This is a genomic window from Histidinibacterium lentulum (genome assembly GCF_003789055.1).
Lineage (GTDB): Bacteria > Pseudomonadota > Alphaproteobacteria > Rhodobacterales > Rhodobacteraceae > Oceanicola > Oceanicola lentulus.
In genome coordinates, this window is record NZ_ML119082.1 from 479421 (window position 1) to 500252 (window position 20832).

Sequence of the window (20832 nt, forward strand, 5' to 3'; positions counted from 1 at the left end):
CGATCAGCCCTGCAGGTGGGCGCGGAGCATCCAGGCGAATTTCTCGTGGATGCGGCCCCGCTCGATGGCGAGATCCTCGGTCCGGGAATCGCCGTTCTCCGCCGCGATGGCCTCGAGGCCGGTCAGGGTGGAGGCGATCTGTTCCTCGGCCTTGAGCAGGAGCGCGATCATCTCCCGGTCGGTCTGGTGGCCGTCCGCCTCTTCGACCTTTGAGCGCTGGAGCATCGTCGACAGCATGCCCTCGGCATGGGCATCGAGGGCGCGGATACGTTCGGCGAGATCGTCCTGACCCTCGAAATGGTCCTCGTAGATCTTCTGGAACAGCTCATGGAGCGGGCCGAAGGCCATGCCGCGCACGTTCCAGTGGAAGTTCTGCGCCAGCATCGTCGTCACGACCGTTTCGGCGACGCACTGGTTCAGGGCATCGACGATGGCTTCGCGCGCGCTGGGGGTGAGGTTGAAGGCCGCTTCGCTCATGGGCTGTTCCTTTCCGGGTGGCGTCACCGATAACTTAGACTCATTCTAAACAATGTCCAGATGCCGCGCCACCCTGTTGGCGAGAAACGCCACCGGGCGCCGGTCCTGGCGACCGATCCGGCTTTGCAGCAGGAAACTGGCGCTCGCATCGTCGCCGCGCCGGAGGGCGGCGATCAGCGACAGGAGCCAACGTTCGTCGAAGCTGGTCTCGGTGGCACCGGGCCGGAAGAGCTTGAGTCCGTGGCCGCCGGGTGCTTGCGCGAGGGTCAGAAGCAGCGCCTCGATGTAGGCCGAGGGCTCGGCATCGCCTGTGGCGGCCAGATGGGTGTAGAGCGCATGCAGATCGGTCCGTGCAGCGGCCCGGCAGCGCAGGTTCTGGAGCCGCAACCTGTTCAGGAGCGCAGTATCGGTCGTTGTGCCGGCACACTCTGCCGTTGCAGGGCCACGGCTTGCGGTCACCGCCGGAGGGAAGGTCGGAAGATCGCGCAGAAGAGGAGTCGTCATGTTCAGCGTCTCGTCCCGCGCGGCGGGACGCCGCGCCTGGTTATCGGGCGGAGCGAACGCCGCCGCCCTTTCCTGAGTACAATAGTCGGGAAAGGTCGGGCGGGGAAGAGGGAACGACGTGCCCTGACGTCGCAGGTTGCGCCCGGTGCTCCGGCACGACGGGCGAAACCGCGGCACAAGGGGGATCAGCGCAGGCGCAGTTCCGTGCGGCCGTCGAAGAAGAGAGCGTGGCGCGGTTCGAAATCGATGGTGACCCGCTCCCCCTCGGCCACGGGCTCCTCCTCTCGGGTTTCCACGACGATCCGCTCCTCGCCGTCCGCCAGAAGATACTCGTAGGACACGCCGCCAAGACGCTCCCGTATGTCCCGCTTCAGGGTGTCTCCGGTCACGACCGAGAGGTGCTGCGGCCGCAGGCCGACCCAGACGGGGCTTCCGGCGGCGGGCAGCGACGCGGAGGTCTCGACGCGGCGATCCCCGAGCGCCGGAATTCGCACGGCGCCAGCCTCCGCAACCCCCTTGAGGAAGTTCATCGAGGGCGAGCCGATGAAGCCCGCGACGAACTTGTTGTCGGGATCGCCGTAAAGCTCCATCGGGGCGCCGACCTGTTCGACCCGGCCCGCGCGCAGCACGACGATCTTGTCGGCCAGCGTCATCGCCTCGACCTGATCGTGGGTGACGTAGATCATCGTCGCGCCGATCTCCTTGTGCAGGCGCGCGATCTCCACCCGCATGTCGACGCGCAGTTCGGCGTCGAGGTTCGACAGCGGCTCGTCGAAGAGAAACACCTCCGGTCCACGCACGATGGCGCGGCCGATGGCGACGCGCTGGCGCTGGCCGCCCGACAGGGCCTTTGGCTTGCGCTTGAGGTAGTCGTCGAGCTTGAGGATACGGCTCGCCTCGGCGACCTTGCGGCGGATCTCCTCCTTGGGATGGCCGGTCATGCGCAGACCGAAGCCCATGTTCTGCTCGACGGTCATGTGAGGATAAAGTGCGTAGGTCTGGAACACCATCGCCACGCCGCGGTCGGCGGGATCCACTCGGGTGACATCCCTCTTGCCGATGCGGATGCGGCCGGAGGTGGTCTCCTCCAGCCCTGCGATCATGCGCAGGAGGGTGGATTTCCCGCAGCCCGACGGCCCGACGAAGACGGCAAACTCGCCGTCCGCGATCTGAAGGTCCACGTCGTGGATCACCTGCATGTCGCCGTACTTCTTGACGGCCTTCTCGAGCGTGACGCCGGTCATGCGCCCTCCCCCTGAGTTTCGAGTGCGGGAAATTGCCATGGCGCGGCGGCCTCGGCGATCCGCCGGGCGGTCTCGTCGAGCGCGGGGCGCAGGGCGATCAGTGCGTCCGTCGTGGTGTGCTGGGTCGATGCGGTCACCGAGAGGCCGCCGATCATGCGCCCGCCCGCCCCCAGGATCGGGACGGCGATGCAGTGAATCCCGGCCTCGTGCTCCTCCCGGTCAAGAGCGAAGCCCTGTTTCCGGATGGTGTCGAGCTCCATGCCGAGCGCCTCGGCGTCGGTGATGCTCTGCGGCGTGTGCGGAAAGAAGGCCTGCAGGCGGATCGCTGCCGCGCGTTCCAAGGGCGGAAGAAAAGCGAGCATGGCCTTGCCGATGCCGGTGCAATAGCCGGGCCCGATCTTGCCGGCTTCGGCAAACATGCGGATCGGCTTGCCGGTGTGACACTTGTCCACGTAGAGGACCTGTCCACGGTCGAGCTGACCCAGGTGCACCACCTCGCCCACGCGGCGGGACAGCGCCTCGACATGGGGCCTTGCGATGGGACCGAGGGAGCTCTGCGCCCAGGCGGCATGGGCGAATCGCACGACCCGAAGGCCCGGCGCATAGGACTGGGCGACGGGATCGTAATGCAGCATCCCCTGCTCCATCAGCGTCTGGAGCAGGCGGTGGAGCGTCGCCTTTGGAAAGCCGGTCATGTCGCGCAGTTCGGCGAACCGCACGGGGCGGCCCCGTTCGGCCACCCGGTCCATGATGGCGAGTGCCTTGCCCACCGTGCCCATGCCCGCGGCCCGCGGCATGCCTTGCCTGTTCATCTCTGCGGCGCTCCTCCCCGTCCCCCGCCCCGCCGGATGGTTGGGGGTGTTGACATTGTTAGGGGGGGCCTCCCATAGTTTCAATAGTTGGAAACCAGTTTCGCTATTCGGAACCAAGGAGGGATCCGGGGCGAAACGGCCCGACACCAGACTGGGAGGACCACATGCTGAACAAGACCACGGCAGCCCTCGCGCTGTCGACCGCGCTCGTTGCGCCTGCCGCCTTTGCGCAGGAGCTGGAAGGCACCCTGACGATCTTCTCCGACATGTCGAACCCGGCGCCGCGGGCCGTCATGGAGAGCCTCGCCGCCGAGTTCGACGAGATGCATCCCAACCTCGAGGTCGAGCTGACGATCATCGACCGCGAGGCCTACAAGACCCAGATCCGCAACTTCCTGACGGCGAACCCGCCGGACGTGGCGAACTGGTACGCCGCCAACCGGATGCGGCCCTACGTCTCCGCGGGTCTCTTCGAGGATGTCTCCGATCTCTGGGAAGAGCCCGAGATCGCCGAGAACCTCGCCTCGACCAGGGGCGCCATGACCATCGACGGCGCCCAGTGGGGCGTGCCCTATACCTACTACCAGTGGGGCGTGTACTACCGCGAGGACATCTACGACGAGTACGGCCTCGAGGAGCCGCAGGACTGGGAGACCTTCAAGTCGAACTGCCAGACGCTGCTCGACAACGGGGTCAAGTGCTTCACCATCGGCACGAAGTTCCTGTGGACCGCCGGCGGCTGGTTCGACTACCTGAACATGCGCACGAACGGCTATGACTTCCACATGGCCCTGACCAACGGCGAGATCGAGTGGACCGACGAGCGCGTCCGCCAGACCTTCGCCAACTGGCGCGAGCTCATCGACATGGGCGCCTTCATCGACAACCACCAGTCCTACAGCTGGCAGGAGGCGCTTCCCTTCATGGTCAATGGCGATGCCGCGGCCTACCTGATGGGCAATTTCGCCGTGGCGCCGCTGCGCGAGGCGGGGCTTTCGGATGACCAGATCGACTTCTACCAGTTCCCGGTCATCAACCCGGATGTCGAGCTGGCGGAGGATGCGCCCACCGACACGTTCCACATCCCCTCGGGAGCCACGAACAAGGAGGCGGCGCGCGAGTTCCTGCGCTTCGTCGTGTCGGCGGACGTGCAGACCCGGATCAACGCGGGCGATGCGCTGGGTCAGCTTCCGGTGAACGCCTCGGCCTCGATCGACGACGACGAGATGCTGGCGCAGGGCTTCGAGATGCTGTCCTCGAACAGCCCGGGCGGCATCGCGCAGTTCTTCGACCGCGACGCGCCGGCCGAAATGGCCTCTGTCGCGATGGAAGGCTTCCAGGAGTTCATGGTGTTCCCGGACAACCTGGACGACATCCTGGCGCGGCTCGAGCAGGCGCGGCAGCGCATCTACTGAGCGGGCAAGGTGGGGCTTGGCCCCACCCTGCCCCGGCGGCCTCCATCCTAAACGGGTTGGGGGCCGCAGCCCCCCCGCCACCGCACAGGAACCGCCCGGATGACGACCGCGACGCTTCCCGATACCCACGCCGACAGCGGCCCGCGGAACGGCTGGCTCCGGCGCAACCGGATGCTCGTCTCGCCGCTGCTGTTTCTCGCGCCGGGCGTGCTGTTCTTTCTCGTCTACGTGATCTTTCCGATCTTCCAGAGCTTCGGCCTGTCCTTCTACGCTTGGGACGGTCTCGGAGAGGCCCGGTACGTCGGGCTTGCGAACTACCAGGAGCTGGCCACGGACCGGAACTTCGAGGTCTCGCTCTGGAACAACCTCAGGTGGCTGCTGCTCTACCTGCTCGCGATCCCGGGCGGCCTGTTCATCGCGCTCTTCCTCAATCAGACGATCGTCGGCATCCGGCTTTACAAGTCGCTGTTCTTCTTTCCCTTCGTGATCAGCCAGGTCGTCGTGGGCCTTGTCTTCACCTGGTTCTACGATCCGACTTTCGGCCTGCTGAATACCATGCTGGGCTGGGTCGGCGCAGGGCCGATCAACGTGCTCGGCGATCCGCAGCTGGCGACCTATGGCATCATCGCGGCGGGGCTCTGGCCGCAGGTGGCCTATTGCATGATTCTTTACCTGACGGGGCTGAACGCGGTGGACCCCGAGCAGATCGAGGCGGGGCGGCTCGACGGCGCGAGGGGCTGGCGGATGCTCTGGCACATCATTCTGCCGCAGCTCAGGCCCGCCACCTTCATCGCCTTCGTCGTGACGATCATCGGTGCGCTTCGGTCCTTCGACCTCATCTCGATCATGACCAACGGGGGTCCTTTCGGATCCACCCGGGTGCTCAGCTTCTACATGTTCGAGAAGGCGCTCAGCGAGTACGGCTTCCGCATGGGCTACGGCGCGGCCATCGCCGTGGTGCTGTTCCTGATCATGCTGGTCTTCATCGCCTATTTCCTTTGGTCGATGTGGCGCGACGAACAGGGGGCGCGGCGATGAGCCTTCGCGACCGCTGTCTTGCGATCGCCGGGGACTGGCCCGGCGTCGTACATGCAACTGCCGATAGCGAGCTGCCATCGCTCAAGGTCGGCGGCAAGATGTTCGCCACCTTCGGGCATGTAGAGCCGGGCGTCTCGGTCAAGACCGACAGCATCGACACGGCGACCATGCTGATTGACGCGGGTGTGGCCGGGCGGGCGCCGTATTTCCACCGCTCGTGGGTCAGGTTGCCGGAGGCGGTCGCCGAGGACGAGCTGCGCCACCGGCTGGGCCTGTCCTATGATCTCGTGCGCGCCTCGCTGAAGAAGGCCGAGCGCGAGGCGCTGCCGCCGAGGGAGACCGCCTGATGTTCCCGCGTCCCATCGAGCAGGCGCCGCGCGCGGCGCAACTGACCTACCAGGGCCTCGTGCCGGTCGCGCTGCTTCTCTGGCTCGCCCCGCTGATCGCGGTGGCGGTCTTCTCGATCCGGCCGGACGTCGATTTTTCCACCGGCAATTACTGGGGCTGGCCCTCGTCCTTCGAGGGCGTGACGAACTACGGCAAGGTCTTCTTCGAAAGCGACATGCCGCGCTACCTGCTGAACTCGGTCTTCATCACCGTGCCAACGGTGATCGGCGCGGTGGCGCTGAGCTGCATGACGGGCTTTGCGCTGGGGGTCTACCGGTTCAAGGGCAACCTTCTGATCTTCTTCATGTTCGTGGCGGGCAATTTCGTGCCGTTCCAGATCCTCATGGTGCCGGTCCGGGACCTGACGCTGAACATAGGACTCTACAACACCCATGCGGGGCTGGTGCTGTTCCACATCGCCTTCCAGACCGGGTTCTGCACGCTCTTCATGCGCAACTTCATCCGTGCCCTGCCCTACGAGCTGATCGAGGCGGCCCGCGTCGAAGGCGTCGCGGAATGGCGCATCTTCTGGTTCGTGGTGCTGCCGCTGATGAAGCCCGCCATCGCGGCGCTGAGCGTGCTGATCTTCACGTTCATCTGGAACGATTACTTCTGGGCCATCGTACTGACCCAGGGGTCCGAGACGCAGCCTGTCACCGCCGGGATCACCTCGTTCAATGCGCAGTACCGCGCGGCCTATCACCTGATGAGCGCAGGCAGCATCGTCGCCGCCCTGCCGCCGGTGCTGATGTTCTTCCTGATGCAGCGCCATTTCATCGCCGGGCTGACGCTGGGCGCGGTGAAATAGCTCAGGGGTTGCAGAGGGGACAGGCGCCCGGGTCCGCGAAGGCCCCGCCATCGGCCCGGCCCCGGCGTTCGGCATGGGCGCAGGCGGCGCAGGTCCAGACTTCGGCAGCGACGAGTGCGGTCGCGGACCCGCAGCAGCGGCAGGGCAGCCCCCGTTCGACGCCCGTCCGGCCGAAGCCCGGCGCGCCGCAGCGCGGACAGAGGGAAGCGAGGCGGTCCGCCAGAAGGCTCGCGAGACGGCTGAGGGTCGCCATGCGGCGGGGGTTCATGTGGGCGCGCATGTCGGTCTCGAGCGCCGCGCCCGGACTGGCGGCCTCGAGCGCGCGGCCCAGCGCCCCGGGATCGCATATGCCCTTGAGGATGGCGCCCCCACCCTGAGCCGCGGGCAGCAGGATCAGGCCCTGGGCCGGAAAGCCGACCCGCCGCAGGAAGGCCTCGACGCCTCCCCGGTCGCCGATCTCGAGCCGGGCATAGGTCGGCGCCTCGTCCGTCACGGTCTCCTGCACCTCGGCCCCGGTCGCGGCATCCACGAGCACGGCGATCTCCCGTCCCAGCGGCAGGAACGGGAGTTGCGGATGCGGGCCATAGGCTCCTTCGCTGGCGAGGCCGAGGTCGCGGCCCGTTGCCGCCATGCCGAGAAGGGCCTTGGCGCGCACCGCCTCCTCCATCGTTCCCGCGCGCGGGATCTCTCCGGTGAAGGTGCCGAGGCTGTCGGTATCGACCCCGCCCGCAACCTCGAGCGTGAGTCCGAGCCGAGCGGCAAGAGGCGGCCGAAAGGCCGCCTCCTTCCCGTGCATCGTCGCGAAGGCCGCGGTGCGGCCGGCGAAGGGGCCTTGCCTCATGCGGCGGCGCTCTCCGGCTGCATGGCGCCCATGCCCCGGCGCTGCCAGCCGGCCCGGTCATAGCGCGCGGCAAGGCGGCCGCTGTCGTCCATCACATGGAGCGAGAGCCAGCCGTTGTCGAAGAGCGCGCGCACGCCGGGGTGGCGGTCGAGGATGGCGCTGATGGCGGCCGCGGGCGCCTCTACGACCACCGACAGGCGCAGCGGTTCGTGCCGCAGCCGCTCACCGTCATGGACCGACTGGAACGGCAGGCCGGGGCGGAGGATGCCGCCGTTGCCCTCGACCACGCCGACGCCGCCCACGACATTGTGGATCAGCTTGTTGCCGCCGCCAAAGGCCGCGGGCGCCACGGAAGAGCCGTGGTATTGCAGGGAGATCCAGCTCGCCACCACAACCGGGGCGGTCAGGATCAGCTCGAGCACGGGAAAGCCCCGGGCCTCGTCCGCGCGCCAGTCATAGCTGTGCAGGAACGCCCGCCCGCCGAGGTGCCGTCCGGCGGTCCGTTCGCGCGGCGCGGCAATGAAGGCGCTGCATCCGGCGAGACCCCATTCGGGGCGCAGTTCCGACCAGTCGCCGCCCCGGGCGGGCAGGCTCGCCTGGCCCGCTGCCCGCGGCAGGGTCAGCGCGCGTTCGCCGCGCGCCAGCTTCGCCGCCTGTTTCAACACTTGTTTCAGCCGGGCAAGGTCGTCCTTGTGATCGGGTGAAGGGCTGTCCTCGAAGAGCGTGACCTCGTCTGAGACGGTGTCGTGAAGGCCCGCAACGAAAAGCGTGTCGGCCGGGATCTCGATGCCTTCCTCGGCGGCGAGACCCGCGCGGACCTCCGCGTCGTTCAGCAGCCCCGCGAGCAGCCGCGCGTTGACATCGCCCGCGTGGCCGCCGCAGGCGCCGCACTGGAGCGCGCTGGCATGGGGCGCATTGGTGACGGTGGAGCCGTGGCCCGCGACGAGCACCACCCGGGCGAAGCCGCCTGTCAGCGACATGGCGCGAAGGATCGTGGCCGCAGCCACGATCCGGGCGGAAAGCGGCATATCGGCCTTCGGGGCGGGCATCAGAGCGGGGCTTTTCGCCTTGGCCTGCGTGTCCTTCAAGAGCTTGCCCACGTAGATGGGGCCCGCCGCCTCGACGAAGGCGAAGGCCGAGACGGTGGCCATCTTGAACCGGTTCCATGCCCGCACTGCCCGCTTCTTGAGGCGGAGGGCTCGGTCCGCATCGGCATCCGCGCTCGTGGTGCTTTCGACGCCGGTCTGGAGCAGGACCGGCGCGCGGGCCTCGAGCAGGTCGGAGGCCATCTCGCGGTGACCGGCGGCGAGGCCGAAGAAGCCCGCAAATCCGATGGTGCGGATGTCGTCGCCCGTGCTCTCGAGCGCGCGGCGGAAGATCTCGGAGCGCACGTCAATGCAAAAGGCGGCCTGGCTCGCCGGCCGCGCCTCGGCGGGAGCGGGTGCCTCCGCGGCAAGGAGCTCGGCGAGCCTGCGCTCGGCGGCGCGGTCGGCGGCCTCCTGCAGCGCGGTATCGATCAGATGATCAGCAGAGGGGGCGACCGGCTGCTCCCAGCCGTCCCGGGCGGCGGCCCAAGGGGCGCCAAGGCTCTCCCCGAAGCGGTCGAGCAGCGCCGCTTCCCAGATCAGGCGGATGGTCAGAAGCTCGAAGGTGATGGTATCGCGGCCGCCGTCGCGCTCGGCCAGCCAGCCCTCTGCGCGCGCGATCTGCGCCCAGCCGCCCAGCGTCATCAGGAGGCGATGGAAGTAAAGCTCGGAGGCCTCGGGCGTGAGGTCCAGGGTCTCGCAGGCCCAGCCGAAGCCCGCGCGGACGTCATCTGGCAGGCCCGCGACACGCTCGGCGAAGCCCGAAAGCCCGGCGATGCCCACGGTCAGGTCGCGGCGGGCGAAAGACCGCCACGAGGCGTAGGGACGGCCGCCCGGCGCGGGCCAGAGTGCCTGGCCCCGGTCGAAATGGGCGCCCGCCCAGAGGCCGATGCGGTCCTCGATCAGGCCGGGCCAGTCGACCCCCGTCGCCTCCGCGGCGAGATCGGCAAGGGTCGGTCCGGCCTCGGGGGCGGGCGCCTCCCGGAGGGCGCCCTCGTGCAGGTCGGCGGCGGCGAGACCCGCGGCGGCGGCGGCGGCGTCGACATCGCCCGCGCTGATCCGGCCGTCGGCGATGGCAGCGGCAAGGGCGCTCCTGTCCTGGGTGGTGCGCACGCCCGCAACCCGCTCCAGTCTTGCGGCGGCATGGGCGCGGCTTTCGCCCGCCTGCCCGAGGAAGGGGTTCACCGCGACCGTCGCGGCCAGCGGGAAGGCGGGCGGAAGGGCGGCGATCGCATCCTCGGCGGCGGCGAAATGGGCGAGGGTCCGGGCGGTGAAATGGGTTTCGAGGAAGCTCATGGCGCTTATCCTTTCGCGGGGGTCCACCGGCCGGTGAGCCGGTCGGTGAGGGCGTTGAGGTAAAGCCCGTTCATCAGGTGCACGCGCATCCCGGCCATGGCCGGATGGCCCGCCCAGAGCGGGAAGGTGGCTTGGGCCAGCGCCGCCAGGCCGAAGCTGCCGACCGACAGGACGATGGCGGCCCAGACAAGGCCGTCCGGCGCCGGCGGGGGCGGAAGAGTGCCGTAGGAAAGCCAGGTCGCGACGCCGTGGAAGGCGAAATAGGCGACGGTGGCGAGACCCGACAGCGCGACGGTGCGCAGGGTCAGCTCGCGGGGGGCCAGATCCGCAAGACCCTGGGCGATGAGATAGGCGACGCCGAAGATCAGGATCGCGCCGAGGGCGACGGCCTGCGGCGGCTTCGACGCGATGCCGAAAACGAGGCCCACAGCAACGTAGAGTACGAGCGCGACACCGAAGGCCCGCCAAACGGCCCTCAGGTCCGGCACGGCGACCGGGCCGGGGCGGCGGATCGAGGCCACCTGCTCCACCGCGCCGCCCGAGGCGAGGAAGGCATGGGCCTTGTAAAGCGAATGCGCCACGATGTGCAGGAGCGCGAGCGGGAAGAGCGCGAGGCCGCATTGCAGGACCATGAAGCCCATCTGCGCGCAGGTGGACCAGGCTAGCGAGGTCTTCACCGCCGGCTGCGTCAGCGCCACGGCCGCCCCCACGAGGGCCGAGAAGCCGCCGATCAGCGCCAGCACCGCCAGAATGCCGGGCGTCGCGATCAGGACATCGGCGAAGCGGATCAGGAGGAAGCCGCCCGCATTCACGATGCCCGCGTGCAGAAGTGCGGAGACGGGCGTCGGGGCCTCCATGACCTCGGTCAGCCAGCCATGGGTCGGGATCAGGGCGGATTTGAAGATGGCGGCGACAGCCAGCAGGATCGCCGCGAGCCAGAGCGTGCCGGGCACGGTACCCGCGCGCGACATCTCGACAATGGTCGCGATGTCGCCGGTGCCGTAACCCGCAAAGAGGAGGATCGCGGCCAGTGTCACGGCGCCGGAGCCTGCGACCTCGCTCAGAGTCTGCTTGCGGGCGACCCGCTGCGCGCCGGGGCGGTGGGCGTAGAACAGCAGCACCCGGTGCAGACCGATGCCGATGACGACCCAGGAGACCACGAGCTGGAGCAGGTTGCCCGAGGTCACGAGCCAGAGGACGGCGGCAAGCGCGAGGCTCATCCAGCCCATGAAGGGTGCGTGCCCCGGCTCTCCGTCGAGGGCGGTTCGGGAAAAGCGCAGCACGATCCAGCCCACGAAGGCCACGGTCAGCGCCAGTGCCACCGCCACGATATCAAGCCGGGCGGAGAAGCCGAGCCCCCCCCAGCCGATCAGGGCGGAGGTCGCGGGACCGGTCGTCGCGAGGCCGAGGGCGGCAAGGCCCGACAGGCCGAGGGCGGCGAGAGCGGCGTACTCCGGCCACCGCAGGCGGGCGTCGCCACGAGCGGCACCTTGCGTCAGCATCAGGATCGCCACCACGAGAAGCGGCACGGGCGCAAGAAGGGGCAGGAACGTCATGGCATCTCTCCGCTCTGTCGGTTCAGAGGAGATAGCCGCAGCGCAGCATCCTGAAAAATACATTGTTCAGGTCATATCGTTCCAATAAAGTGAACCATGGCCGAGCTGAACTATCATCATCTGCGCTATTTCCGGGAGGTCGCCCATACCGGGAACCTCACGCGTACCGCGGAACGGCTGAACCTGTCGCAATCGGCGCTCTCGACCCAGATCCGCCAGCTCGAGGCGAGGCTGGACCATGCTCTCTTCGAGCGGCGGGGGCGCAGCCTCGTGCTGACGGAGGCGGGGCGCATCGCCCTAGACCATGCCGACCGCATCTTCGGGGCGGGGGAGGAACTGCTGGCGACGCTCAGGCAAACGGGGACGGAGCGGCAGGTGGTCCGGGTCGGTGCGCTCTCGACGCTGTCGCGGAATTTTCAGCTGTCCTTCCTGCGGCCGGCGCTGGAACGCGACGACGTGGAGCTGGTGCTGCGTTCGGGCTCGGCGCCCGTGCTGTTCGAGGCGCTGCAGTCGCTGGCGCTCGACGTGGTGCTGACGACGGAACCGCCGCCCCGGGACAGTTTCAGCCAGATGGTCTCGCACCGCATTTCGGAACAGCGGGTGGCGATCTTCGGCACGACCGCGCGACTGGCCCATGACAGCCTGGCCGCGATGCTGGCGGCCGAGCCCGTGATCCTGCCGACGGAAAGCTCGATCAGGACCGGGTTCGACAGTCTGGTCGCCCGGCTGGGGGTGACCCCCCGCATCGCGGCGGAGGTGGATGACATGGCCATGGTCCGGCTCCTTGCGCGCGAGGACCGGGGCCTTGCCATCGTGCCCGAGGTGGTCGTATCCGACGAGCTCGCAAGCGGCCTGCTGGCCGCCTCGGGCTTCGATCTCGACATCGTCGAGGGCTTCTACGCGGTCACTGTCGCGCGAAGGTTTCCCAACGCCGTGGTTCAGTCGCTCCTGTCCGCGCCCGGCAGGGGCGCAGAGGTGTAGGAGTCATCCAGCGGGTTCCTGAGCCCTCTGTAGAGCGGCACGCCCATGCGCAGGGCGGCGCGGCCGATCATGTGGGCGGCGATGGGAGCGGTCAGCATCAGGAACAGAAAGATCGCAACGGCGCGCACGGTCACGGACCAGTCGAGGAAATGCAGCGCAACCCCGACAAGGATCAGGCCCGAGGACAGGGTCCCGACCTTGGTCGAGGCATGCATCCGGATCAGCACGTCGGGCAACCGGACGAGACCCAGACCCGCGATGATGGCGAAGACCCCGCCGGCGAGCATGAACGCGCTTGCGACATAGTCGATCATGGCTGCTCCTTCTCCTCTTCCTTGCGGAGCCTGCGACGTTCCGCATATCGGGCGAGCGCCGCGGTGGCGAGAAAGCCCACCAGGGCCAGAACGAGCCCCACGTCGAGAAAGGCCACCTGTTCGTAGAGGACCGCCGCAGCGCCGCAGAAGGCGACGATGGCCACCGTCATCATGTCGAGCGCGACCACCCGATCAGGAAGCGACGGCCCCCTGAACAGACGGAAGAAGGCCAGCGCCACGGAGATGATCACCATGCCGAGGGTCAGTTCGACGGACAGGCTCAGGAACTCTCCGGATGTCATTCGACCGCGTCCTTCACCCATTTCTCCATGCCGGCCTTCAGCGACCGGATCAGCGCCTCGGGATCGTCGGCGAACATCGCGTGGATCTTCAGGCTCTTGCGATCCTCGCTCACGTCGAGGCTGAGCGTGCCGGGCGTGAGAGTGATCAGGTTCGCGATCAGCAGAATGCCAGCATCCGATTTCACGTCGAGCGGCATCACGATGATGGCCGGCCGCGACCCCTGGCCCGGAGTGATGATGTCCCAGGCCACCTCGAGGCTGGAGACGACGAGTTCGTAGAGGAACAGGACCGCCAGCTTGACCCAGTAGATAAGGCGCATCGGGTAGCGCGCGTTCTCTCCGAGGAGCGGGGCGATCAGCCACAGGGCCGCGTAGCCGAGGAAGAAGCCGACCACGAGGTTCGTGAGCGTGAATCCGCCGGCGAAGAAGGCCCAGCCCACAGCGAGAAAGAGGTTCAGGGCGAAGAAGTTCATCGGACCTCTCCCAGCACGGCGTCGATGTAGGCGCCGGGGTCCAGAAGCTGCTCCGCCGCCACTTCGGAGAAGGTCAGGAGCGGCTGCGGCACGAGGCCGATCAGCACCGTCAGCCCGGCGAGCCCGCCGATGGACACGAGGTAGGCCCGGCGCAAGGCGGGGTCGAGTTGCTTCAGGCTCGGCTCCCGTCCCTCGGGATGGGGGGTCCAGAACACGGCGCCCCATATCTTGGTCATGGAGTAGATGGTCAGGAGGCCCACCACGAGGGCGACACCGGCGATCACCCAGGCCCCCACATCGAGCGAAGCCTTGACCAGCAGGTACTTCGCCCAGAACCCAGAGAGAGGCGGAAAGCCCGCGAGGGAGAACGCCGGGACGAGGAAGAGGGCCGCCAACAGCGGCGCGGAAGCGTAGAGTCCGCCGACCTTCGACAGACAGGTCGAGCCTCCGATCCGGTCGGCCACCCCGGCGATCAGGAACAGATTCGCCTTCACGATGATATGGTGGATCAGATAGAACACGGCCCCCGCCACCGCGAGCGGCGTCAGAAGCGCCAGCCCGAGCACCATGTAGCCGATCTGACTCACGATGTGGAACGACAGGATCTTGCGGAAATCGGTCTGGGAGGCGGCGCCGAGGACGCCGGTGATCATGGTCAGCGCGGCGACCCAGAGCAGCACCGGCTGGGTAAACCCGAGGTCATGGTCGAAGACCAGCGTGAACATCCGGATCAGCGAATAGACCCCGACCTTGGTCAAGAGCCCTGCGAAGACCGCAGAGACCGAGAAGGCGGGCGTGTGGTAGGAGGCCGGAAGCCAGAAGAAGAGAGGGAAGACCGCCGCCTTCACTCCGAAGGCCACCATGAACATCATGGCGATGACGGTGAGCAGGCCCTGGTCCACGTTCTCCGTCGCCAGGGCGAGGTCGGCCATGTTTAGCGTGCCGGTCTGACCATAAAGCAGGCCGACGCCGGTCAGGAACATGACGGTGGAGACGAGGTTGAGCGCGACGTACTTGATTCCGCCGTCGATCTGTTCGCGGTCGCCCCCTAGGACCAGGAGTCCGAAGGAGGCGATCAGCATCACCTCGAACCAGACGTAGAGGTTGAAGAGGTCGCCGGTCAGAAACGCCCCCGTCACGCCCGCGATGAGCACGTTGTAGAGGGCGTGATAGCCCAGGTTCTCCAGCCGCTCGTCGATATCGGCGAGCGCGTAGATGGCAACCGCGAGCCCGATGACGGCGGTGACTCCGACCATTCCGGCCGACAGGTTGTCCGCCACCAGCGTGATGCCGAACGGCGCGGGCCAGGTGCCCATCTGCCCAGCGAGAATGCCCTCGGCCGAGACGACGCTGATGAGCAGGATCGCCGACAGCAGATGCGCGAGGGCCCCGACGATGCTGATCCACCGCCCCACTCGGTAGCCGCGCGCGAGAAAGGCCGCGACCGCCGCCACGAAGGGGATCGCGATGGGGAGTGCGAGGAACCAGCTCATTTGCCGTCCTCCCGGGGCTCGGCGAGGCGCATCTCGTCGTGTTCCAGCGTCTTGAGCTCGGTCCAGGCCCGAAAGATCAGGACGAGCGCGAAGGCGAAGAGACCGAAGCCGATCACGATGGCGGTCAGCACGAGCGCCTGCGGCAGGGCATTGGCCACGACAGTCAGGGGAGCGCTTTCGCTGCCCGGGATCAGCGGCGGGGCCCCCTCGGTCAGCCGTCCGGAGGTGAAGATCACGAGGTTGGCCGCGTTCGAGATCAGGATGAGCCCGAAGAGATAGCGCAGCATCGTCCCCGACAGCATCAGCCAGACCGAGGCCGAGACGAGCGCCCAGATGGCGATGGCGATGAGGGGCTCCATCAGATCGCCTCCTCGAGCGCGAAGACGAGGCTGAGGATCGAGCCGAAGACCACCAGGTAGACGCCGATGTCGAACACCAGCACGGTGGAGATCGGGATGTAGTCGCCGCTCTTCTGGTCGCCGATGAAGTACCACTGCCCGGTGAAGAGCGGGTCCCCGAAGAATGCCGCCAGTACGCCGGCCAGAAGCGCCACGCCCAGTCCTGCCATGGCGATCCGCTCGGGCGCGGTGCGCAGGGCGGCACGGGCGTCCTCGGTGCCGCAGGCGATGGCGTAGAGGATGAAACCGATGGCGCCGATCAGGCCGCCGATGAAGCCGCCGCCGGGCTCGTTATGGCCGCGCAGCAGCATGTGGATCGAAAAGATCAGCAGCAGGCCGACGAGAAAGCGGGTGCCGACACGCAGGATGACAGAGTTCATTTCCCTCCTCCCCGGACGCCGCGAAGGAGCGCGACCGCCGACAGCGCCGCGACGGCGACCACGGCGATCTCACCGAAGGTGTCGAGCGCGCGGAAATCCACGAGAATGACGTTGACGATGTTGCGGCCGTAGGCCTCGGTATAGCTCGCCAACTCGAAAAAGTCGGTCAGGCGGCGGTCGATGGGTGCGGCCAGCACGGCGAAGAGAGTGAGCGTGACGACCGTACCGACGCCCAGGGCCAGCAGGGCATCGGTCGCGGGCCTGCGCTCGGGGGTCAGGAAGGGCAGGCGCAGCATCGCCACCGCCACGAGCACCACGACGAGCGTCTCCACGAGAAGCTGCGTGATGGCGACATCCGGCGCGCCGTTGATGATGAACACCAGGGCCACGCTCACGCCGACCACGCCGAGGCCCGCGATCGCGGCGATCCGGCTCGAGGTGAGGATGACGAGGGCGATGCCCGCGAGGATCAAGAGGACGATGGCCGCCTCGATCCAGTTCGGCGCGTCGAGCGACGTCGGGATCTCCCAGACGCCGTAGACGATCATCGGCGCGGCCATCGCGACGAGCAAGGTCAGGAACGTGATCGACATGTAGGATTTCAGGCGTCCGTTCTGCAGCACGCGGGTCTGCCATGTCGCAAGGCCGATGAGCCCGTCGAGGAACCGGTCCCAGTTGCCGTCCAGGCTGAAGGTCGCCTCGTCGATGCGCGCGATCATCCGCCGCAGGGGCTGATGGAGCAGGTAGATCAGCAGGCCGAGACCGACCGTGACGCCGGACAGTATCAGCGCGAGGTTCACCCCGGCCCAGAGCTTCAGTTCCTTGGCCTCGGCGGGGTCCTGCAGCAGCGAGTCCACCGTGGGGGTCACGACGAGCGACTGGACCACGGCGGGAAAGATGCCGAGGACCGTCGCGAGAATCGCCAGCACCAGCGGCCCTGCCCACATGCCCCAGGGCGCCTCGTGGGGCTCGGCCGGCAGGGGGCCGCCCGGGGGGCGCCAGAACGGCTTGAATGCGACGACCGCCGCCACCGCCACCATCAGAGCGTTGGCAAGGACCAGCGAGGCGCCGATGAATTCGGGCCAGGTGGGCGCGTTCTCGACACCTGCATACATCAGTTCCTTGCCGATGAAGCCGAGGAACGGCGGCAGGCCCGCCATGGACAGCGCCGACAGCATGGCAGCGAGCGCGGTGAACGGCATCGCCCGGCCGAGCCCGCCGAGAAGAGTGGCGTCGCGGGTGCCAGTACCGTGGTCGATATTCGCGACGAGAAGAAAGAGCGCCGCCTTGTAGAGCGCATGCACGATCAGGAAGGTGGCAAAGGCGGTGATCGCGTAGCCCGTGGACTGACCGAGGAGCAGGGTCAGGGTCCCCAGCGCCATGAGCGTGGTATAGGCCAGCGCCTGTTTCAGGTCGGTCTGGCGAAGGGCGAGGAGGCTGGCCAGCACCGCGGTGACGGCTCCTGCGATGGTGAGCGCCCAGAACCAGACGTCGGTGCCGGACAGAGCCGGATGCAGCCGCGCCATCAGGTAGACACCCGCCTTGACCATGGTGGCCGAGTGCAGGAACGCGCTGACTGGTGTCGGCGCGGCCATGGCGTTCGGCAGCCAGAAATGGAACGGATACTGGGCCGACTTGGTGAAGGCCCCGGCCAGCACGAGGATCAGGATGGGCAGGTAGAGCGCATGGTCCGTCAGCCCGTCGCCTGCCAGCAGTTCCGAGATCGACGTGGACCCGGTGGCGATGCCGATCAGGATCGCGCCGGCGAGGAAGGCGAGCCCCCCTGCCCCCGTCACGAACAGCGCCTGGAGCGCCGAGCGACGGGATTTGGCGCTGTCATGGCCATAGCCGATCAGCAGGTAGGAGGTGATCGTGGTCAGTTCCCAGAACACGAACAGCAGGATCAGGTCGTCTGCCAGCACCAGTCCGAGCATCGAGAGCATGAAGCTCATCATGAAGAGGAGGAATCGGCCGAAATGCCTGTCGCCGCGCAGGTAGAAGTGGGCGTGCAGCATCACGGCGATACCGATGCCGGAGATCATCAGCGCGAAAGCGAGCGCCAGTCCGTCGATGGCGAAGGCGAGTTCAAGGCCCAGGGACGGAACCCACGGGACGGCGAGGCGCAGGGTCTCGCCCGCGGCCACCTGGGGCCCGAGGCTGAGGAACCAGGCGAAGAGCGCGGCGGACAGGAGGACCGGGGCAATGCCCGTCCAGCCGTTGCCGGGCGCGTCGGAGGATGCGGCAGCGCTCATGTTTCCAGCTCCACGGGAGAGACGAAGCCCTCTGGTTTGACCGTCAGAACGGAACAGCCGACGGAGCCAAGGATGGTCTCTGCGGTCTTTCCCACGAACGGTCCTCTCTTGTCGGAGCGGGCTATCGCGCCGATGACGATGGTGTCCACACCCCGAAGCCCGGCGATCTGCGGAATAATCTCGGACGCGACACCTTTTCTATGGTGGACGGTCATCCTGTCCGAAAAACCGGCGAAATCGCGCATGAGGAGGCCGAGACGCCACGCGCTCTGACGCTCCTCGGCCGCCATGACACGGTCCACCTCTTCGGGGCGATTCCTGACGAGACTGTGCCGCAACGCCGCCTCTTCCGGCAGATGCCAGACGCTGAGCACGTCGAGCGGCGCTCCGGCGGTCTCCGCCAGGGCGTTCGCGATGCGCAGCACCCGTCGGTTGAGCACGTCGCGCACCGGGTCCTCGGGGTCCGGATCGACCACCGCCAGAAGGCCGGCCCCTTGTTCCCTCTCATTGTCTGCCACGATCCAGACCGGGCAGGGACAGTGCCGCAGGAGGGACAGGTCCGAGGGACCGGACTCCGTCACGACCAGGTCGCTGCCGAAGGTGAGGACATGGCGGATGGACGCGTTCGTGTCGGATCCTCCGGCGACCGCCAGGACCACCTCGAGCCCCGCCGCTCGGAGCGAACGGGCGGGCACGTCAAGACGCGTCATGTCGATCCTGTCGCTGTGGGTGTCGGCCGAGGGCGCACCGGACTGCGGGATGGCCAAAAGGATGACGGACGCCCCCTCCGCCGAGGCCAGCCGCCGGACACGGGCCACAAGACCCGCCGCGACGCCGGCCTCTTCACAGACGACAAGAATGGTCCTGAAAAGCTGCATCCGATCCCGCTGCCCCGTCTTCGCCCCGACATATGTGGTGCGCGGCTTATTGGACAAATCGAAAGTTCGGCTATCTTTGATAGACGTCATCTATCAGCTCTCATGCCCACGCTTCAGCAGTTCCGCTATCTCGTCGCTCTCGCCGATACGCTGCACTTCCGCCGCGCCGCCGAGTCCTGCCACGTCACCCAGCCCACCCTGTCGGCGCAGTTGAAGGAGCTGGAGGCCCGGCTGGGTGTCGAGCTGGTGGAGCGGACGCGCAGCCGCGTGATCTTGACCGATCTCGGCCGCGTCATCGCCGAGCGCGCGCGCGCCGTGCTGCGGGAGGTGGAGGACATCTCGGCGCTCGCCCGCAGTGGGCAGGCGCCTCTGGAACGCACGATACGCTGCGGGATCGTGCAGTCGCTGGGCTCGTACCTCCTGCCGCTCATCGTGCCTGAACTGCACGAGTTGAGGCCGAAGCTGGCGCTCTACATGCGCGAAGGCCTGCCGGACATGCTGGTCCGTCAGCTCGAGACCGGCGCGCTCGACCTTCTGTTCTTCCCGCTGCCGCTCCCCGGGAGCGAGTTCGAGAGCCTTCCGCTCTTCAGCGAGCCGATCCATGTCGTTACGCCCCACGATCACCGCCTGGCGGGGGAGTCGGCGATCGAGGCGCACATGCTGGCCGGGGAGACGATCCTGTCGCTTGAGCCGGGCCACAAGCTCTATGAGCAGGTGCGCGAACTGGCCGCAGATTACGGCGCGGTGCTCAGCCATGACTACGAGGGGACCAGCCTCGACACGCTGCGGCAGATGGTGGCGATGGGCATGGGTATCTCGCTGATGCCTGCGCTGTACGTCAAATCGGAGGTGGCGCATCAGGACATCGTGGTGGCGCGCCATTTCCGCACATCGCCGCCCGCGCGGCTGATCGGGATGGTGTGGCGGCGGCGCTCGGCGCGGGAGGGGGAATACCGGATGCTCGCAGACCTGATCCGGCGCATTCTCGGTGGGAACGCGCCGGAGATCGTGGTGATCGGGAGCCGCTGACCGGCGCCTGCGACCAAACGCGCGACGGATGGCCCTCGGCGCGGGGACCGCTAGCTGACGAGCCATGAGCCGCCGGCGCCCTCTCGACCGCCTTCTCGATCTCGTCCTCGGCCTTCTGCGGATGCCGCCGGGGCGCGGGCGCATCGCGCTGGCCTTCGCCTATGGCGTTGTCTGTCATGCGATCTTCGCCGCAGCGGTGGGGGCCATGGTCGTCGCGATGTTCTTCGGCATGAGCGAAAGCCTGGGCCGGTTGGAGCCCCCGCTGTCCTGGCTCGCGAACTGGGCGCTTCTGCTGCAGTTTCCGGTGGTGCATTCGCTCCTGCTCACGGGCCGGGGGCGCCAGGTCCTTGCGCGTCTGGCGCCTGCGCCGCACGGAGCGCACCTTGCCACCACGAGCTATGCCATCGTCGCCTCGGTCCAGCTTCTGGCGCTCTTCGCGCTCTGGTCGCCGAGCGGGATCGTCTGGTGGCGGGCGGAGGGTGCGGCCTTCTGGGCCCTCTGCACGCTCTATGCCACGTCCTGGGGCCTTCTGATGAAGGCCAGCTTCGATGCAGGTGCCGAGGTGCAGTCGGGCGCGCTGGGCTGGATGTCGCTGGCGCAGGACCGGCGGCCGGTCTTTCCGGACATGCCGACGGGCGGGCTCTTCGCCGTGATCCGCCAGCCGATCTACCTGTCCTTTGCCCTCACGCTCTGGACCGTGCCGGTGTGGACCCCGGACCAGCTGCTGCTCGCCTCGGTGCTGACGCTCTATTGCGTGCTGGCCCCGATGCTGAAGGAACGCCGGTTCATGGCGCTCCACGGCGCGCGGTTCGAGGCCTATCGCGCGCGGGTGCCCTACATGCTTCCCGGCCTCAGGAGACCGCGATGAG

General features: G+C 67.7%; 22 protein-coding genes. 7 read left to right on the forward strand and 15 right to left on the reverse strand.

Going from position 1 to position 20832, the window contains the following annotated elements; all coding sequences use genetic code 11:
- Nucleotides 1-3 precede the first annotated feature (3 nt).
- The 4 genes from EAT49_RS05295 to EAT49_RS05310 all read right to left on the reverse strand — a co-directional run bounded on the left by EAT49_RS05295 (nt 4) and on the right by EAT49_RS05310 (nt 3037).
- Complete coding sequence (locus EAT49_RS05295; protein WP_123641246.1) at nt 4-477, reverse strand: Dps family protein; 474 nt, start codon at nt 475-477, stop codon at nt 4-6.
- A gap of 45 nt (nt 478-522) precedes the next feature.
- A complete protein-coding gene (locus tag EAT49_RS05300; RefSeq protein ID WP_123641247.1) occupies nt 523-981 on the reverse strand; it encodes a hypothetical protein in 459 nt (152 codons plus the stop codon).
- Between the two features lie 185 nt (nt 982-1166).
- Complete coding sequence (locus EAT49_RS05305) at nt 1167-2225, reverse strand: ABC transporter ATP-binding protein (protein ID WP_123641248.1); 1059 nt, start codon at nt 2223-2225, stop codon at nt 1167-1169.
- Nucleotides 2222-3037 carry an IclR family transcriptional regulator gene (locus tag EAT49_RS05310; RefSeq protein WP_246003765.1) on the reverse strand — a complete coding sequence of 272 codons (816 nt, stop codon included), beginning with the start codon at nt 3035-3037 and terminating at the stop codon, nt 2222-2224. The genes EAT49_RS05305 and EAT49_RS05310 overlap by 4 nt, the downstream gene beginning before the upstream one ends.
- A 164-nt stretch (nt 3038-3201) precedes the next feature.
- Here EAT49_RS05310 and EAT49_RS05315 point away from each other — a divergent pair, with 164 nt between their 5' ends.
- The 4 genes from EAT49_RS05315 (at nt 3202) to EAT49_RS05330 (ending at nt 6685) form a co-directional block, all read left to right on the forward strand.
- Nucleotides 3202-4452 carry an ABC transporter substrate-binding protein gene (locus tag EAT49_RS05315; protein ID WP_123641249.1) on the forward strand — a complete coding sequence of 417 codons (1251 nt, stop codon included), beginning with the start codon at nt 3202-3204 and terminating at the stop codon, nt 4450-4452.
- Between the two features lie 171 nt (nt 4453-4623).
- On the forward strand, nt 4624-5490 hold the full coding sequence (locus EAT49_RS05320) for a carbohydrate ABC transporter permease (protein ID WP_425459512.1): 867 nt from the start codon (nt 4624-4626) through the stop codon (nt 5488-5490).
- Nucleotides 5487-5837, forward strand: a complete 351-nt coding sequence (locus EAT49_RS05325) for an MmcQ/YjbR family DNA-binding protein (protein ID WP_123641251.1) — start codon at nt 5487-5489, stop codon at nt 5835-5837. Before EAT49_RS05320 ends, EAT49_RS05325 begins: the two co-directional genes overlap by 4 nt.
- A complete protein-coding gene (locus EAT49_RS05330; protein ID WP_123641252.1) occupies nt 5837-6685 on the forward strand; it encodes a carbohydrate ABC transporter permease in 849 nt (282 codons plus the stop codon). Before EAT49_RS05325 ends, EAT49_RS05330 begins: the two co-directional genes overlap by 1 nt.
- Nucleotide 6686: 1 nt before the next feature.
- Here the strand turns inward: EAT49_RS05330 and EAT49_RS05335 are convergent, their stop codons facing one another.
- Genes EAT49_RS05335 through EAT49_RS05345 form a run of 3 tightly spaced genes read right to left on the reverse strand, consistent with a single transcriptional unit; the run spans nt 6687 to nt 11463 of the window.
- Nucleotides 6687-7526, reverse strand: a complete 840-nt coding sequence (locus EAT49_RS05335) for a DUF6671 family protein (protein ID WP_123641253.1) — start codon at nt 7524-7526, stop codon at nt 6687-6689.
- Nucleotides 7523-9907 carry a YbcC family protein gene (locus EAT49_RS05340; protein ID WP_123641254.1) on the reverse strand — a complete coding sequence of 795 codons (2385 nt, stop codon included), beginning with the start codon at nt 9905-9907 and terminating at the stop codon, nt 7523-7525. The genes EAT49_RS05335 and EAT49_RS05340 overlap by 4 nt, the downstream gene beginning before the upstream one ends.
- A gap of 5 nt (nt 9908-9912) precedes the next feature.
- Nucleotides 9913-11463 (reverse strand): proton-conducting transporter transmembrane domain-containing protein, encoded by a 1551-nt coding sequence (locus tag EAT49_RS05345; RefSeq protein ID WP_123641255.1) that lies wholly within the window; start codon nt 11461-11463, stop codon nt 9913-9915.
- A 96-nt stretch (nt 11464-11559) separates the two neighbouring features.
- On the opposite strand from EAT49_RS05345, the gene EAT49_RS05350 reads away from it, so the two are divergent.
- Nucleotides 11560-12444, forward strand: a complete 885-nt coding sequence (locus EAT49_RS05350; RefSeq protein WP_123641256.1) for a LysR family transcriptional regulator — start codon at nt 11560-11562, stop codon at nt 12442-12444.
- Here the strand turns inward: EAT49_RS05350 and mnhG are convergent.
- From mnhG to EAT49_RS21065, 8 genes are read right to left on the reverse strand one after another with little or no spacing between them, the layout of a single operon-like run.
- The gene (mnhG, locus tag EAT49_RS05355; RefSeq protein ID WP_123641257.1) at nt 12402-12758 is read right to left on the reverse strand and encodes a monovalent cation/H(+) antiporter subunit G; all 357 of its coding nucleotides are present in this window, start codon (nt 12756-12758) and stop codon (nt 12402-12404) included. The genes EAT49_RS05350 and mnhG overlap by 43 nt on opposite strands.
- A complete protein-coding gene (locus EAT49_RS05360; protein WP_123641258.1) occupies nt 12755-13060 on the reverse strand; it encodes an MrpF/PhaF family protein in 306 nt (101 codons plus the stop codon). Before EAT49_RS05360 ends, mnhG begins: the two co-directional genes overlap by 4 nt.
- The gene (locus EAT49_RS05365; RefSeq protein ID WP_123641259.1) at nt 13057-13533 is read right to left on the reverse strand and encodes a Na+/H+ antiporter subunit E; all 477 of its coding nucleotides are present in this window, start codon (nt 13531-13533) and stop codon (nt 13057-13059) included. The genes EAT49_RS05360 and EAT49_RS05365 overlap by 4 nt, the downstream gene beginning before the upstream one ends.
- Nucleotides 13530-15026: a Na+/H+ antiporter subunit D gene (locus tag EAT49_RS05370; protein WP_123641260.1), complete on the reverse strand. Its 1497-nt coding sequence runs from the start codon at nt 15024-15026 to the stop codon at nt 13530-13532. The genes EAT49_RS05365 and EAT49_RS05370 overlap by 4 nt, the downstream gene beginning before the upstream one ends.
- A complete protein-coding gene (locus EAT49_RS05375) occupies nt 15023-15385 on the reverse strand; it encodes a Na+/H+ antiporter subunit C (protein ID WP_123641261.1) in 363 nt (120 codons plus the stop codon). The genes EAT49_RS05370 and EAT49_RS05375 overlap by 4 nt, the downstream gene beginning before the upstream one ends.
- A complete protein-coding gene (locus EAT49_RS05380; protein ID WP_123641262.1) occupies nt 15385-15804 on the reverse strand; it encodes a Na+/H+ antiporter subunit B in 420 nt (139 codons plus the stop codon). The genes EAT49_RS05375 and EAT49_RS05380 overlap by 1 nt, the downstream gene beginning before the upstream one ends.
- Nucleotides 15801-18056, reverse strand: coding sequence for a hydrogen gas-evolving membrane-bound hydrogenase subunit E (gene mbhE, locus EAT49_RS05385; protein WP_123641263.1), 2256 nt, complete (start codon nt 18054-18056; stop codon nt 15801-15803). Before mbhE ends, EAT49_RS05380 begins: the two co-directional genes overlap by 4 nt.
- Nucleotides 18053-18934: a universal stress protein gene (locus EAT49_RS21065; RefSeq protein ID WP_185020653.1), complete on the reverse strand. Its 882-nt coding sequence runs from the start codon at nt 18932-18934 to the stop codon at nt 18053-18055. The genes mbhE and EAT49_RS21065 overlap by 4 nt, the downstream gene beginning before the upstream one ends.
- A 102-nt stretch (nt 18935-19036) precedes the next feature.
- Between EAT49_RS21065 and EAT49_RS21070 the strand changes: the two genes are divergently transcribed.
- On the forward strand, nt 19037-19963 hold the full coding sequence (locus EAT49_RS21070; RefSeq protein WP_185020654.1) for a LysR substrate-binding domain-containing protein: 927 nt from the start codon (nt 19037-19039) through the stop codon (nt 19961-19963).
- A gap of 64 nt (nt 19964-20027) precedes the next feature.
- Nucleotides 20028-20831: a methyltransferase family protein gene (locus EAT49_RS05395; RefSeq protein WP_123641265.1), complete on the forward strand. Its 804-nt coding sequence runs from the start codon at nt 20028-20030 to the stop codon at nt 20829-20831.
- Nucleotide 20832 lies beyond the last annotated feature (1 nt).